This window comes from Nocardia goodfellowii (assembly GCF_017875645.1).
Classification (GTDB): Bacteria; Actinomycetota; Actinomycetes; order Mycobacteriales; family Mycobacteriaceae; genus Nocardia; species Nocardia goodfellowii.
The window spans coordinates 889,673-904,832 of the sequence record NZ_JAGGMR010000001.1 but is presented as its reverse complement, the minus strand read 5'-3'; the positions used below and the strand labels follow the sequence as shown (position 1 = coordinate 904,832).

Annotated in this window: 13 protein-coding genes; 6 read left to right on the top strand and 7 right to left on the bottom strand. The window is 67.8% G+C overall.

What is annotated here, in order from left to right; translation table 11 throughout:
* Genes BJ987_RS03735 through hpt form a run of 3 tightly spaced genes read left to right on the top strand, consistent with a single transcriptional unit; the run spans position 1 to position 2,733 of the window.
* Complete coding sequence (locus BJ987_RS03735; RefSeq protein ID WP_209884696.1) at positions 1-1,122, top strand: Rv3626c family coenzyme F420 biosynthesis-associated protein; 1,122 nt, start codon at positions 1-3, stop codon at positions 1,120-1,122.
* Positions 1,098-2,120, top strand: a complete 1,023-nt coding sequence (tilS, locus tag BJ987_RS03730) for a tRNA lysidine(34) synthetase TilS (protein WP_372446832.1) — start codon at positions 1,098-1,100, stop codon at positions 2,118-2,120. The genes BJ987_RS03735 and tilS overlap by 25 nt, the downstream gene beginning before the upstream one ends.
* 55 nt (positions 2,121-2,175) lie before the next feature.
* Positions 2,176-2,733, top strand: coding sequence for a hypoxanthine phosphoribosyltransferase (hpt, locus tag BJ987_RS03725; protein ID WP_209884694.1), 558 nt, complete (start codon positions 2,176-2,178; stop codon positions 2,731-2,733).
* A gap of 28 nt (positions 2,734-2,761) precedes the next feature.
* Here the strand turns inward: hpt and BJ987_RS03720 are convergent, their stop codons facing one another.
* Both BJ987_RS03720 and BJ987_RS03715 read right to left on the bottom strand, forming a co-directional pair.
* Positions 2,762-3,469 carry a cyclase family protein gene (locus tag BJ987_RS03720; RefSeq protein WP_209884692.1) on the bottom strand — a complete coding sequence of 236 codons (708 nt, stop codon included), beginning with the start codon at positions 3,467-3,469 and terminating at the stop codon, positions 2,762-2,764.
* 4 nt (positions 3,470-3,473) lie between these two features.
* Positions 3,474-6,047: a serine/threonine-protein kinase gene (locus tag BJ987_RS03715; RefSeq protein ID WP_209884690.1), complete on the bottom strand. Its 2,574-nt coding sequence runs from the start codon at positions 6,045-6,047 to the stop codon at positions 3,474-3,476.
* Between the two features lie 181 nt (positions 6,048-6,228).
* Between BJ987_RS03715 and BJ987_RS03710 the strand changes: the two genes are divergently transcribed.
* Positions 6,229-7,644: an amidase gene (locus tag BJ987_RS03710; RefSeq protein WP_209884688.1), complete on the top strand. Its 1,416-nt coding sequence runs from the start codon at positions 6,229-6,231 to the stop codon at positions 7,642-7,644.
* 5 nt (positions 7,645-7,649) lie between these two features.
* Here the strand turns inward: BJ987_RS03710 and BJ987_RS03705 are convergent, their stop codons facing one another.
* The 3 genes from BJ987_RS03705 to BJ987_RS03695 all read right to left on the bottom strand — a co-directional run bounded on the left by BJ987_RS03705 (position 7,650) and on the right by BJ987_RS03695 (position 11,333).
* Positions 7,650-8,528 carry a LysR family transcriptional regulator gene (locus BJ987_RS03705; protein WP_209884686.1) on the bottom strand — a complete coding sequence of 293 codons (879 nt, stop codon included), beginning with the start codon at positions 8,526-8,528 and terminating at the stop codon, positions 7,650-7,652.
* 370 nt (positions 8,529-8,898) lie between these two features.
* The gene (locus BJ987_RS03700; RefSeq protein WP_209884684.1) at positions 8,899-9,732 is read right to left on the bottom strand and encodes an SDR family oxidoreductase; all 834 of its coding nucleotides are present in this window, start codon (positions 9,730-9,732) and stop codon (positions 8,899-8,901) included.
* Entirely contained in the window at positions 9,732-11,333 is a 1,602-nt protein-coding gene (locus BJ987_RS03695) for an aldehyde dehydrogenase family protein (RefSeq protein WP_209897797.1), read from the bottom strand. The genes BJ987_RS03700 and BJ987_RS03695 overlap by 1 nt, the downstream gene beginning before the upstream one ends.
* A 141-nt stretch (positions 11,334-11,474) precedes the next feature.
* Between BJ987_RS03695 and BJ987_RS03690 the strand changes: the two genes are divergently transcribed.
* The gene (locus BJ987_RS03690) at positions 11,475-12,782 is read left to right on the top strand and encodes a PucR family transcriptional regulator (RefSeq protein ID WP_307869452.1); all 1,308 of its coding nucleotides are present in this window, start codon (positions 11,475-11,477) and stop codon (positions 12,780-12,782) included.
* Between the two features lies 1 nt (position 12,783).
* On the opposite strand, the gene BJ987_RS03685 is transcribed toward BJ987_RS03690, so the two are convergent.
* The gene (locus BJ987_RS03685; RefSeq protein WP_209884680.1) at positions 12,784-13,044 is read right to left on the bottom strand and encodes a DUF2277 domain-containing protein; all 261 of its coding nucleotides are present in this window, start codon (positions 13,042-13,044) and stop codon (positions 12,784-12,786) included.
* A 188-nt stretch (positions 13,045-13,232) separates the two neighbouring features.
* Here BJ987_RS03685 and BJ987_RS03680 point away from each other — a divergent pair, with 188 nt between their 5' ends.
* Positions 13,233-14,033 (top strand): DUF1266 domain-containing protein, encoded by an 801-nt coding sequence (locus BJ987_RS03680; RefSeq protein ID WP_245365798.1) that lies wholly within the window; start codon positions 13,233-13,235, stop codon positions 14,031-14,033.
* A gap of 55 nt (positions 14,034-14,088) precedes the next feature.
* On the opposite strand, the gene BJ987_RS03675 is transcribed toward BJ987_RS03680, so the two are convergent.
* The gene (locus BJ987_RS03675; RefSeq protein ID WP_307869451.1) at positions 14,089-14,940 is read right to left on the bottom strand and encodes a hypothetical protein; all 852 of its coding nucleotides are present in this window, start codon (positions 14,938-14,940) and stop codon (positions 14,089-14,091) included.
* Positions 14,941-15,160 lie beyond the last annotated feature (220 nt).

Genomic DNA, 15,160 nt, shown 5'->3' with positions numbered 1-15,160 from the left:
ATGTTCGAGACAAGTTCAGCCGAAAGCGCTGACCAGACGATCGGGTCCGCCGGTCCGGATTCCTCGTTGGACAAGAGACGGCGTTCGTCGCTGTCCGGCGCCATCGATTGGAAGCTGGCAGCCCGGACCGGCGGGCTGCTGGTGCCCGCGGGTCCGCGCGCGTCGCGTTCCTCGGCCGAACAGGTGGTCAGCGAACTCGCCGCGGCGTCCGTGCGCGCCGAAGGCCCGGTGCGGGAAGTGAGCCGCCTGCTCGACGATCGCCCGGTGCCCGCGGCGCGCATCGTCGACCGGCCGGGCTGGATTTCCGCCGCCGCCGATTCGATGGCCGCTCTGACCGGTCCCGACGGCGACGGCAAGGACCGCGGTCTGCTCACCGGCAAGCCGGCGGGCGTGCAGGCCGGGGCCATGCTGGCGTTCTTGTCGACAGCGATTCTCGGACAATACGATCCGTTCACCGGGCCCGACGGCACGTTGCTGCTCGTCGCGCCCAACATCATGGGAGTGGAACGCGCGCTCGGGGTTTCGCCCAGCGACTTCCGGCTTTGGGTGTGCCTGCACGAGGTGACGCACCGGGTGCAGTTCTCCTCGGCGCCGTGGCTGGCCGACTACATGCGCAACAACGTCGAGGTGCTCGGCCAGGTCGGCGACGAACCGATGACGGAGATGCTGTCGCGCCTGGTGGAGGAACTGCGCGAGCGTCGCCGCACCGGCACCGACGATCCGGCGACGCGCGGCGTGGTCGGGCTGCTGCGCGCCACGCAGGGGCCCGCGCAGCGGGAGGCGCTGGACCGGCTGCTCATGCTGGGCACGCTGCTGGAGGGCCACGCCGATCACGTGATGGATGCCGTTGGCCCCGAAGTCGTTCCGACCGTCGGTCAGATCCGGGCGGCCTTCGACAAGCGCCGCACCCGCCCCGCCAATCCGATCCAGCGGCTGCTGCGCGCACTGCTCGGTGTGGACGCCAAGGTCGCGCAGTATGTGCGCGGCAAGGCCTTCGTCGATCACGTCGTCGGCCGGGTCGGCATGGAACAGTTCAACATCATCTGGAGCGAAGCCGAAACCCTGCCCCGCACAGCCGAAATCGAGGATCCGGACCTGTGGGTCGCCCGGGTTCTCGCCTGACGGGCACCCGGAGATTGCCGGAGACCGCCGCGGTCCTGGAGATCCGGCAGGCGGTCCGCGCCTGGTCGGCCGAATACGCGCCGGAGGGTGCGGTCGCGGTGGCGTTGTCCGGTGGCGCCGATTCGCTCGCGTTGACCGCTGCCGCTGTGCTCGAGGCGGCATCGGTCGACGCGTTGATCGTCGACCACCGGTTGCAGGCGGGTTCGGAAAAGGTCGCCGCCGCGGCCGCCGCGGCGGCGTTGCGTCTCGGCTGCCGGTCCGCCCGCGTGCTCGAGGTCGACGTCGGGACCGCGGGCGGGATGGAAGCCGCCGCCCGGCACGCGCGCTATGCGGCGCTGGGCTCGGCCCGCGCTGGGCAACCGGTGCTACTGGGCCACACCCTCGACGACCAGGCCGAAACCGTTTTGCTCGGGTTGGCGCGCGGCTCGGGCGGGCGTTCGATCCAGGGGATGGCTCCCTATGCCGAACCGTGGGGCCGCCCGCTGCTCGGTGTGCGGCGCGCGATGACCCGGCAGTGCTGCGCCGACATCGGACTGACGCCGTACGAGGACCCGCACAACTTCTCGCCGGACTTCACCAGGGTGCGGCTGCGCGGCGAGGTGCTGCCGCTGCTGGAAGACGTGCTCGGCGGCGGTGTGGCGCCGGCGCTGGCGCGCACGGCCGAGCAGCTGCGCGAGGACGGCGCGGTGCTCGATGCGCTTGCCGAAGAATTGCTGGCATCGGCGCGGAGGTCCGGCGCCGAGGCGCCGGGCGCTGATGGGGACACCCTGTCCATCGAGATTCTCGCCACTGCTCCCGCCGCCCTGCGCCGCCGCGCGATCCGCGCCTGGCTCCTCGCGGGCGGTGCGAAGGCACTGACCGGCAAGCATTTACGCGCGGTAGACGCGCTGGTCACCGCCTGGCGCGGGCAGGGCGGGGTGGCCGTCGGCGGTGGGACCGCGGACACGAGGTTGGTTGCCGGGCGCGAACATGGCAGGCTGACCATGCACAGGCGGTAACGGATGTCTGCGCAGTGGCTGGGCTGAGAACATTCACGGAAGGGACACCACTTACGTGTACGGGGATGACATCGCATCGGTGCTGATCACCGAAGAGCAGATCGCCGAGAAGACCCAGGAGCTGGCGGAAATCATCGCCAAACGCTATCCGCCCGACGCCGCCGAGGGTGACCTGCTGCTGGTCGGCGTGCTCAAGGGCGCGATCTTCTTCATGACCGACCTGGCCAAGGCACTGTCCATCCCGACGCAGCTGGAATTCATGGCGGTGTCCTCCTACGGCTCCTCCACCTCCTCCTCGGGCGTGGTCCGCATCATGAAGGACCTGGACAAGGACATCGCCGGCCGCAACGTCCTGATCGTCGAGGACATCATCGACTCCGGTCTCACCCTGTCCTGGTTGATGCGCAACCTGAAGACCCGCAATCCCGCCTCGCTCGAGGTCGTCACCCTGCTGCGCAAGCCCGACGCCCTCAAGACCCCGGTCGAGGTCGCCAATGTCGGCTTCGACATCCCCAACGAATTCGTCGTCGGCTACGGCCTCGATTACGCCGAGCGCTACCGCGACCTGCCCTACATCGGCACCCTGCACCCGCGCGTCTACGGCGGCGAATAGCCGTTCGAGGCTGACGGCGGCCGGACCGTCAGGGTAGAAACGCGAATATGGTGGCGGGAGAACCGGATCCGCCGCGATAGAGCGCGCCGCCGACCAGGATCCATGCTCCCGTGGCGGGTAGGTCGGCGAGGTTGGCCAGGCATTCCAAGCTGATTCGGTGATCTTGGTAGAGCAGTTTCGACACGGTGTAGGTGTCGTCCGTGCCGACATCCGGACCGAAGGTGTCGATGCCGAGCGCGCCCCGGCGGCCCAGTCGTCCGGTGCGCAGCAGCCATTCCGCCGTCTCCACCGCGAAACCGGGCTGGTGGTAAGCGGATTCACCCTCACCGATGAATTCCGGTGTGCCCCAGAAGGCGTCCCATCCGGTCCAGGCGATGATCGCCGTCCCGCCCGGTATCCGTCCGTGCCGCGATTCCCACTGTTTCAAGTCGGCGACGCTGATCGCGTAGTCCCGATTCGCTCGGCATTGTTCGCGCACATCGATTTTCACCGCGGGCAGCAGGAGATCGGCGAGGTCGAGCTGATCCGCCGCCAATCCGTCGGCGTGGAAGTGAATCGGTGCGCCCCAGTGGGTTCCGGTGTGCTCGCCCTGCTGGATATAGCGCAGGTAGTAGCCGTCGTTTGCGGTGGTGGCCGCGATATCGACGCGGAAATCCGGATCGCCGGGAAACAGGGGAGTGGTCGCCGGGTCGTGCACATGCGACAGGCTGATCGGGCGGCCGAACGGCGGGTTCACGGATTCACCTGTCTCGCTGCGGTTTGGCCACCGTGGTCGCGGCCTCCGCCGGTACGGTCGGGATCGGTCCGAGTGGAGGCAGGACAACGGTTTTCACCGGGACCGCGTCCTCGGTGAGAGTCGGCGCGACCACTCGTTCCAGTGCTTGCAGATCGGTCTCCAGGGCCCGGAACAGCAGATACGAACCGATGAACGCGATGATCCCGCCCGCGCACAGCACCCGGACGGCGACGATCACCATCGGGATGTCGGCGGGCGGCAGGAATGTCACCCCGGCCACCGCGAGCAGCGGCACCGACGCGGCGATGGCCAGATATCCGTTGCAGCGCCGGTCCAGCCCGCGCAGCCACACCGCGTCGTCCGCGCTGATCTCACCGTGCCGCAGGAACACCGGGTACACGCATCGCACGATATAGAAGGTGGCGAGGAAGAACGGATACGACGCCGCGATGGCGCCGCACACCACGATGGACGCGAGGAAGTGGACGACCGAGCGACCGGTGATCTCACCGGTCGCCAGTTGCAGCGCGACCGGGAAGGTGACCCCGGAGATCACCCATAGGCAAAACGGTATCGCCACAGCACGTTCCCCGAGCAGCAGCGCGTCGGCTCTGGCCCGGCGCAGGGTGTCCGGATCGTAGTGCTTCCCGTGCCGTAATCCCCGCGGCACCGTCAGCACGAACCGCGAGAGGTAGACCACCAGCAGAAAACCGAGCGGAAAGAAGATCGAATTCACCGCGCCGGTGACGATCAGGAAGGTGCGCTGCGCCTCCTCGGTCATTCGTTCCACGATCAGCGTCTGGTTGTGCTGGATGTTGTAGAGCGACGCGAGCACATTCGGCAACCCGATCGAGGCCACCAGCACCGGCATGATCCACGGCCGCAAGCGCAGCCGCCAGCTCCCCGCTTTCGGATCGACCAATTCCCGGGCGCGCGCGTCCAGGCACAGGTCGAACTGCTTGGCCAGTACCTCGCCGCCGGCCCAGCGCTTGTCCCGCTCGGGTGCCAGACAGGTCAGCAGCACCCGGCACAGCGCGGCCGGGCAGTCGGGCGGAACCCGCTGCAGCGCAGCTGATTCCACACCCGCGCAGCGGCGCTCCAGCATCGCCTCGAGCATCGTGTCGTCACCGTAGCCGTCGGCGTCGGCGGTGTTGTCGTCGAACGGTTTCGCACCTGTCAGCAGTTCCCAGAGCACGACGCCCAGTGCGTAGATATCGGCGCGGGTGTCCAGATCCGCTGCGGAGCGCCCCTTTTCGGGATGACAGGCCTCGAGCTGCTCCGGCGACATGTACGCCAGCGAACCGCCGAAGTACGCGACCGGACTCGTTCCCTCCACATTGCGGCTGAAACTGATATTGAAATCAGCCAGTTTCGGCACCGCCTCGGCGGTGAGCAGGACGTTCGCCGGTTTCACGTCGCGGTGCAGCACGCCGTGCTCGGAGGCGTAGTGCAGCGCCTCGGCCAGCCGCCGCCCCAGCCAGGCGACCGTCTCCGGCCAGGAGAGTGCGGCGATCTCGGCTCGCACACTCGAATCCGTCGGGCGGATCTCGCCCTTCTCCTCCATGGCCGCGTCCACCGCGTCCAGCAGCAGCCGGCCGCTGCGTTCGGCGGGCGGCGTCGCCCGCACCCAGCGCAGTACGCCCAGCAGCGTGCCGCCGGGCAGAAACTGCATGTACAGCAAGCGAAGCCGGCGGGTCTTGCCGTCCCGGTGCCCACCGGAGTCCAGCAGCCGCTGGTCGAATACGCGCACGATGTAGTCGTGATCGAGCTGCGCCAGTGTCTGCGGCTCGGTGCCGTGATCAGCGGAGATCTTCACCGCGACCAACCGTTGCATCGAGCGCTGCCGCGCCAGGAACACGCGCGCGAAGGCACCGCTGCCCAGCCCCGTCAGCAAATCGAAATCATCGATCTGCTGGCCGATTTCGATGCGGTCGAGCGGGTCGATGGGTTCCGGGTCGTCCCCGATGGTGCTGTCCGGAGCCGGCGCCCGGGTGCCGTCATAGGCCGAGGTACGCGTTTGCTCGAATGCCGCGGCAACGGTGCCGTCCAGTGCGGCGGCAGGTGTGTCCGGGCCCGGTATGTCCTCCGGCGCGGCCCGCCGCGTGCTCTGATCCACCTCATCGGAATTGAGCAGTTCGCGCAACTCCACAGCCTGGTAAGGATATTCGCGCAGACAATCGCGCGGATCCACCCGCTCGCCGCTGTGCCGCCGCACCACGAATTCCTCGTACACCAAACCGGCGGGCAGACCGCGCGGATCGAGTTCCGGGAATTCCGCGCAGTATTCGGTGAGTCGCTTAGGCCGGCGGACGGTATCCGGTGCGCTCGACCGGTGCAGCCAGCGGTGTCGCAAGTCGACCCGAATGAGCTCGACGAGGGCTTCGCGACGCAGCGTCTGCGCGTCCGGCAAATATTCGGCGATCTGCGGAACCTCGGGTGTACCCTGCCCGGCCGCGACGGCGCGAGCGGCGGATTCCCATGCGGCGGAGAAGGCCTCGACCGCGCCGAACTCCACTCGGACCGCACTGAACTGAGCGGAGTCGTCGGGATCGGAATTTCTCTCGGGCTCGATGCTCATATTTCTGACCTAGTGGATCGGCGGATGTTCACATGTCCGCTCTCTCGGTCTGTGGGCGGCCGGAGAAAAATCTCCCGCCACACCCGACGTCATCGTCCCTCGAGCAGTATTCGGAATGATAACTTGCGGCTCTAAAGCAATCACCCGATTTCGACTACGAGCGACGGGGGCGATGCAACACATGCACAACGAGCGTACGGCGATTGTGGACAACTCGGTTGCCGACAACGTGGCTTCCGAAGAAGTCATCGCCGAAAACCCCTCCCCTGACAACAACGGACCCGCCGCGGCCATCGCCGCCGGCATCCACGAGGGCGCCGTGGCGCCCACCGAGGTGGTCGACACCGCCCTGTGGCGAATCTCCGAGCAGAACCGGAAGACCAACGCCTTCAGCGTCATCCGCACCGAGCAGGCCAAGACCGAGGCCGCCGAGCTGGAGCAGCGCTCTGATCTGGAAGAACTGCCGATGGCGGGTGTGCCCGTCGCGGTGGAACATACCCTCGCGGTGGCGGGCGAGACCGTCCTCGCGGGCTCGGCCGCGGTCGACCAGACCTCGGCGCGGTTCGACGATCAGGTGGTCCGGAGACTACGCGCGGCCGGCGCGGTCATCGTTGGACTCACCTCTGTTTCGGAGCTGGGCCTGTGGGCGACCACCGACGGCGCCGGCCACATCACCCGAAATCCGTGGAATGCCAGGCGCACCGCGGGCGGAGCCTCGGGCGGTGCGGCCGCCGCGGTGGCCGCCGGACTGGTCCCGGTGGCACACGGCATCGACGGCCTCGGCTCGGTGCGAATTCCCGCCGCCTGCTGCGGCGTCTACGGTTTCAAGCCCGGTCGGCACATCGTGCCGAATCTGGACGACTCGTCCGGAATGTCCGAAAACGGCGTCTTCGCAACGACTGTCGGAGACGCGGCGCTCATGCTCTCGGTAATGGCGGCCCGCCCGAACCTAGCCGAGGTGGACCCGCCCGGACGACTACGTATCGCCCTTGCCGTGGATCCACCGCTGCGCTTCTTGCGCGTCGACCGGCAATGGGCCACCGCGGCGCGGACCGCGGCGGCGGTGGCCGCGGCTGCCGGACACCGGGTCGAGCTCACGACCCTGCCCTACGGCAGCGCCCTGGCGGCGGTGCTGCTGCGCTGGCTGACCGCCCCGCTTCCGTCCGCCGCGCGACTCACGCACCCGGAACGACTACAGCCGCGGACCCGCCAGCATCTCGCACTCGGCAGGCTGGTGCAGCGCCTGCGACTGGTCCGCCCCGCGCAAATCGATCGCATCGAGGCGCGCTTACTGGAATTCTTCGAACGCTACGACGTCGTGATCACGCCGACGCTGGCCGCCCCGCCACCGAAGGCGCGGCCCTGGAGTATGCGCGGCTGGCTCACGAATGTGCTGACCAGCACTCATTTTTCGCCGTTCGTCCCGATCTGGAACCTGGTCGGCTGGCCGGCCGCATCGATCCCGATGGGCATGCACAACCGCTCGAATACCCCGGTCGCCGCCCAGCTCGCGGGCCCGCCCGGTAGCGAAGCAACCCTGCTGCGCCTGTCGGCGCAACTGGAAGAACTACGCCCCTGGGCGCGCACGGTGCACTGACGGGCTTACTCCCCGGCGGTAGCCGAAAAGCCGCCCGCGACAGCCCGTCCGGCGAATTCCAGGATGGTCGGGCGGGTGTCGTCGGCGCGCCAGGCCACCGCGAGCTCGCACGGGGCGAGCCCGGTGACCGGTCGCGCCGTCAGGCCGGGCCAGCGGTACATCGGCACATTGTTCTCCGCGAGCAGACAGACACCGAGCCCGAGGCCGACGGCCTCCAGCTTGTCCTCGGTGGTGGCGGCTTCGGCGCCGATCTTGGCGTGGCGTCCGTTGCGAGCGTCGTTGCCCAGCCAGAAGTCGCGCACCGCACCGGCTTCCGACGGCAGCGCGACGAACGGTTCGTCCAGCAGATCGGCGAACGCGATGCTCTCCTGTTCGGCCAGCGGGTGACTCTCCGGCAGCAGGACCCAGCGCTGTTCGGTGCGCAGCACCTGCCAGCGGTAGCGATTCTGATCCGGGAGCGGCAACCACACCAGCGCCAAGTCGGCCTGCCGGCCGGACAGTCCGCTGGACGGGTCGGTCCAGGACGCCGCGTGCAGGGCCAGCCGATGGCCGCTGGCGCTCTCCAGATCGTTGAGCAGTCCGCGTCCGAGCGCGGATTGGATGCCGACGCGCAGCACCTCGCCCGCTTCCTGCAGGGAGACGTTGGTGACTTCCCAGAGCTCGAGGATTTTACGGGCGCCTTCGAGCAGTTCCTTACCGGCGACAGTCAGCGCGACACTGCGCTGATTGCGGTCGAACAGGACCACGTCGAGCTGGCGTTCCAGCTGACGGATCTGACGCGAAAGGGTGGGTTGAGCGATGTGCAGGCGTTGTGCCGCGTTGGTGAAGTGCAGTTCCTCAGCGACGGCGACGAAATACCGCAGGTCGCGCAAATGCGGGTCCATAGCCCCTTGCTATCAGAATCAGTCCTGAATTTCTAGCTCTATCAAGCCAGAAAGTTCGGATACGGGTACCAAAACAAACGACAGGTTTGTTAGGGACAGCATATTCCCTAACCTGGTCGTATGCACCATCGCGTCCGCGAATGGCTGGCATTCGCCTCCGGGCGCACCGGCGAAATCGTCGCTGGTCGCTTGACCAGCGGCAATGAATCGGTGCCGGGACTGCGGCAGACCGCCTGCTAAGCCTCGGTGACCGGCTGGAGAACGATCGATGACCGATCGGTAATCAGTATCCTTGGTACATTGTGAGATTAGTCACAAATAGTGCGGCGGTGGCTCGAATGAGCCACCGCCGATACCGAAATACGAGCGCTCAGATGTTCCGCGCCCGGTCCTCGTACGCCTTGCGCTTCTCGGCATCGACATCGTCGAGGAACGCGTGACTCGCCCCGAGCGCCCGCGCGATGCCGTCACCCACCGCCTGCGGCAGCAGCCCGACCACCTGCGAGATGATCCCCGCCACCGCCGTCACCCGGACCTTCGACTTCGGCGCGGCGATCAGTTCGGCGATGGCATCCGCGATCTCCTCCGGCTCGGCCGGGCGCAACAGCTTCGGCGCGGTGACGCCCGCGCCGAGTTCGGTATTGGTCAGCGTCGGCAGGACCGAGGAGAAGTGCACGCCGGTATCCCGGTACTCCTCGCGCAAAGTGTCGGTGAACCCGAGCACGGCGTGCTTGCTCGCGTTGTAGGTGGCCAGGCCGGGAATGTGGGTCTCGCCGGCCAGCGACGCGATATTGATGATGTGCCCGCTGCGGCGCGGCAGCATCCGGTTCAGCGCCAGCTTGGAACCGAGGATCACGCCGTAGACATTGATGTCGAGAATCCGGCGGGTGATCTGATCCGGCTCGTCGGCGAGCTTGCCGGTCGGCATGATGCCCGCGTTGTTGATCAGCACGTCGATCGGACCGACAGTGCGCTCCACCTCGTCGAGAAAACTCTCGAACGAAGCGGCGTCGGTGACATCGAGCTTGCCGTACAGGTCGAAATCGCGGGCCGCGCCCGACTCCTTGACGGTGGTCTCGTCGACATCGCCGATCGCGATCTTCGCGCCCAGGGCCTGCAGCGCGGTGGCGGTGGCCAGTCCGATGCCGCGTGCGCCGCCGGTGATGACGACGACCTTGCCGCGGATTTTCGTAGCGTCGGGCATTACTTGTCTCCCTTGAGTTTCAGCAGGGCGGGAATGTCGATCCGGCGCAGGCCGCGCGCGCCCGCGGCCCGCATCGCGCCCAGGGCGAACAGGAGATTCGCCGGCTTGGCGGGATACCAGAACAGTTCCTTCTGCTGAGTCGGCAGGATCGGCTTGGTGATGGCCTGGGCCCGGCAGTACTTGCGGACCCCGTTCGCGCCGCCCCACCGCGCGCCGACACCGGACTGTCCCCAGCCGCCCATCGGCAGCGCGTAACTGAACAGGTTGGCGAAGACGTCGTTGATGTTGACCGCGCCGGCGGTCAGCTGGCGGGCGACGCGTTCGCCGCGCTCCTTGTCGCCGGTCCACACCGAGGCCGACAGGCCGTAGATCGAATCATTGGCCAGCCGAACGGCTTCCGCTTCGTCGGCTACCTTGACCACCGGCAGCGTCGGGCCGAACGTCTCCTCGGAGATGCAACTCATCGAGTGATCCACGTCGACCAGCACGGTCGGCTCGAAGAAGGTGCCCTGCCCGGTGCGCTTGCCGCCGGTCAGCACCTTCGCTCCGGCCGCGACGGCCTCCTCGACATGCCGCTGCACGATGGCGACCTGGTTCTCGTTGGCCAGCGCGCCTACGTCATGGGCGATTTCGCGCCCGTCGATGCCCTGGCGCAACGCCCGCACGTTCGCGGTGAGCTTGGCGACGAACTCGTCGTAGATCGGCGCTTCCACGTAGACGCGCTCCACCGAGATGCAGACCTGGCCCGCGTTGAACATGCCGCCGAAGGCGATGCCGTGCGCGGCCCGATCGATATCGGCGTCGGCCAGCACGATCGCGGGATCCTTGCCGCCCAGCTCCAGGCTGTAGGGGACCAGCCGCTCGACGCAGGCGGCGGCGATCTTCTTGCCGGTCGCCGTCGAGCCGGTGAACTGGATGTAGTCGGCGTTGCCGACCACCGCGGCGCCGGTCTCGCCCGCGCCGGTGGCCACCGCCAAGACCGGCGGCGCACCGATTTCGGCCCAGCCCCGGGCCAATTCGAGCGCCGACAGCGGCGTCACCTCGGACGGCTTCAGGATGACCGCGGCGCCCGCGGCCAGCGCCGGGATCACGTCCATGATCGGCATGGCCAGCGGGAAGTTCCACGGGGTGATGACGCCGACCACCGGGTACGGCTTGTAGGTGACGGTGAGTTTTTTGACCCGGGCCAGCGGACTGTGCGGCGACGGATGGTCGTCGGTGAGGAACCCGCCGGCCCGGCGCGCGTAGTAACCGATCAGATCGCAGCCGAACGACGGATCGATGAGGGCGTCGGCGCGCGGCTTGGAGGTTTCCGACTGCAGCACGTCGGCCAGGTGCTCGGTGTTGTCGATCAACCAGTCCTGCAGCTTCAGCAACCATTCTTTGCGGCCGTCCGCGCCCAGCGCCTCCCATTCCGGCTGGTACAGCCGCAGTTCCCGGATCTTGGCGGCGACCTCGTCGGCGGACTGGGCGGGCACCGTGCCGACCAGTTCGCCGGTGCCGGGATTGCGCACCTCGATGACGGCGGGCGCTTCGGCCTTCGAGGTCGCTCGACCGGCGGGCGCCTGCTCGATGCCGGCTGCTGATTCGGTATTGGTCACGCTGTTCTCCCACTGCTGCTGCACACTGTGCTTCAACTCACTCGTCTATGATCGTGACACAATTCGGCGAGACGGTCTTGGCCCGATCTGTCAACGGAACCGGTCTGATTTGTATTCGAAGCACAAATGGAGGCGGCAGACGTGGCAGGATCGCACTCGGTGCCCGGTCCGGACAGTGAAGAAATCCGAGCCTGGCTGGCCGATTACGTCTACGAGACGATGCGCGCGGAATCCCTGGAGCAGTTGGTCGACCGGCTCAACTCCGTCATCATCGCGCGCATCCCCGAACTCGCCGACCGCGATATGCGCCGCGACCTCACCGCCAGCACCCGGGCGCACGCTCGCGCCATGCTGCCCGGCTTGGCCAGCGACACCTTCGAATTCGCCATCCCGGAGGAGGCGCACGCCTTCGCGCGCACCATCGCCCGGCGCGGATTCGAACTGCGGTTGCTGCTGCGGGTCTATCACGTGGGCCAGGAAGCCGTGCTCGACTACATGACCGAGGCCATCGACCAGCGGCAGGCGCCTCACGACATCGAACGCGCCCTGCTGTTGCGCCTGTTCGAGCGGTCCTCGAAGTGGGTGAGCACCTCGGTCGAACTGCTCACCGACACCTACATGGAAGAACGCGAGCGCGTCTTCCGCGCCGCGCTGAACCGGCGCACGGAAACCGTGCACGCGTTGCTCGCCGACATCGATTCCGTTGGCGCGGCGGTGGATACGGAACAGGCCTCGATCCGGCTCGGGTACCGGCTGGCCGGCCAGCACCTGGCGTTCGTGCTCTGGACCGACGAACCCGGCGGCGACATCCCCGGCGACGGCGAGGCGATCGGGTTGCTGGACCGGGTCGCCGCCCGGCTGGCCGGCGCGCTCGGCACGGCACGGCTGCTCACCGTGCCGGCCGGCGCGAGCAGCATGTGGGCATGGGCTGGTGTGGATGACGCCGACCGAATCGTGAAACTGGCTGCGCCCGGTGGACTCTCATCTCTGACCGACCTGGTCGAAGCCCCGGTGCGGGTCGCTTTCGGCGTGCCCGGCGCACAGGTCGCGGGTTTCCGTGCGAGCCATCGGGAAGCGGTCGCGGCGCGCAATGTCGCCGAGCGCGCGACTTCGGGGGGACCGCGGGTGCACGCCTACCGGGATGTGGAGATCGCCTACCTCGCCGGTGCGGACGACGCGGCTATGCGCGGCCTGATCGGCCGGGAATTGCGCCCGCTGGCGGGCCGGGACGGCAACGCCGCGCGCCTGCGCGCGACACTGCACGTCTACCTGCAATGTCACCGCAGCCCGGAGGCGGCGGCGAAACTGCTCGGCGTCCACAAGAATACGGTTCGCTACCGCATCCAGCGGATCGAGGAACTACTGGGTTATCCGATCGAAGAGCGCAGTCTCGCACTGGAAACGGCGCTGGCCTGCCTGGCCGCGTACGGCCCCGGCGCGCTGCCCTGACTCAGGACGGCGCTTCGCCCGCACCGACCCGGCGTAGCGGCGGCTCGGTGGTCGGCGCCACCCGGGTATCGGGTAGGTCGGCCAGCAACTGGGTGGTGGCGGCGGCGATCGCGGCGACGGCCTTGTCGACGGCCACCTTGGTGGTGGTGCTCAAACCGGAAACGCCACCGACCGTGCGCACGTACTGCAGTGCGGCGGCATAGATTTCCTGCTCGGTAGCGGCAGGTTCCAGGCCACGGAGGAGGGTGATGTTTTCACGCATGCGTGCAGATTAGCCCCCTGCACCCGAATCCGGCAGGGGCAGAATTCAAGATGGGGTAAATACTCGCGCTGGTACAGACTCCAGGTAGGGATTGCCCGGCGAACACACGCAACGCATTCTCGATAAGACGAGCCCCGAGGGGAAACTTCGGGAACAATCGACCTATGCCTGCCCGCGGGATACCAACCTTGACAACCTTCCCCTACGAGGAGCTCGACAAGCGGGAAGAGGACCACTGGTCCGGCGCCGCGGTCTCCGATGACGAGCTGCGCGCCCTCGCGCTCGGCGGTTTCTATTCGGCGCGCTGGGATGCCTTCCACGACGCGCTGCTGCTCGGTCCGGAGCGCGAGCATCCGCTCGGCGACCGCCGTGAACTGGCCATCGACACCCTGACCGGCGCCTGGGGGATCACCGACGGCACCGAGGCGCAGGCGTCGATGGAGCAACTGCTCGACGGTATGCACGGCCCGCTCTACGCGCTGGTGCATCCGCTGGTGATGGCCTCGATCAACGCCAGCGAGCGGGATCGCTTCGGCGAGCGCGCCGACCGGCACCGCGCGTTCCTGCGGCAGGTGGGTTCGTTCCGCGGCATGGACAACCCCGAGGCGCTGGTCCGCGACTACGACATCTGGTCCCAGGCCATCAAGATCGGCTTCACCGACCATCTGTCCAAGCCGCTGCCCGCCGACATCCACGCCTGGGATCTGGCGCGCGTCGTGGCGGTGGCCCGGATGGCCTTCACCGCAGGCTATCTGGAAGCCGATGTGGCCTGGGCCTATCTGATGCGCGCGCTGCCCATCGCGCAGCGCAAGTACCGCAACTGGCGCCAGTTCGGCGACGCCTACCTGACCGGCTGGACCTACTGGCAGGCCTGTGAGGATCTGGCCGAACTGAAGAACGGCGGCGTCGATCGCCGATTGGAACTGCTGCGCCTGTGGACTCGGCCGACCAGCCCGTGGCGCCGCATCCAGCTCAACGACCCGGCCTGACGCACAGAAAAGAAGCGCCGCGCGGGGTTCCGCGCGGCGCTTCTCGTCGGTTCGGTCAGAGCCCGTCGGGCAGCGAACGCAGGATGCCGCGGCCGTAGCGCTGGAACTGGGTGTCGTCCACCATGCCCAGCGAATGCCGTTCGACCAGCAGCTCCCACTCCGAATACAGCTGGGACACACTGGGATCCGCCGGGCCCATCGCGCCGTCGGTGGCGGAGCGGCGGACCGCGAAGTTCAGTGCCAGGCCGACCCGCTCGGTGTCGGCGCGATCGGCGCCGGTGAAACGCAGCGTCATCTTGCCGTCGTTCACCTCGAGCCCGGGTTCGTGCCGGGTGGTGCCGATCTCGCCGGGATTGGCCTTGGCGCCGTCGGTGCTGTGCGCCCACAGCACGGCCGCGATCGGCAGCTCGTGCGCGTAGCGGGTGCCGCCGACGGAGATGAACAGCAGTCGTTCGGTGGTGGCGGCCAGCAGACCGGCGCCGTTGCCGGCGGGCGGATGCGCCACCGCCGCCGCGGTCTCGAGCACGTACTCCTCCGGCGTCACGAAGCGATGCAGCGCCGCGACAGCGGATTTCGTCTCCCGCTTGGAAGCCATGCGGTGCACGGCACGTTCCACGTCGGCGCGGATGGGGCCGTTCTTGTCCCAGGTCGGGTCCGGTGGATGCAGATCGGGGGCGGCGACGTCGATGCGCTGGGTGGCGAGGATCTGGGCGTTGATCTGATCCACGATCTGGCTCGCCTGCGGTACGTCGTGCTCGGCGATCAGCACGGGCAGTGGGGTGCGGTCCGCGGGCACGCCGGTCAGGACCGGGGTGGGGTATCGCAGATAGATCTCGATGACGACCGCGTCGTCGGCGCGCCGGTTCAGCCGGACCTTGAGTAGATCGGTGACCGGAACATCCAGCACGCGCTCGCCATCGCTACCTGGTCGCAGGACGATCAAACGTCCGCGGCCGTGGCGCACAATCGCTGTGGGTGTCCGTAGCTCGACTATGTCCATACCCCCTGCGTTCGGTTCGGCATGATCGGGGCCCTCCACGGTTACACCTACGCCTTCTCCGGGCCGGACCTCTCATGTCGTGCTCTTGTTGTGTCGTCGCCCACGATAGGCCGAACATGCCATGATT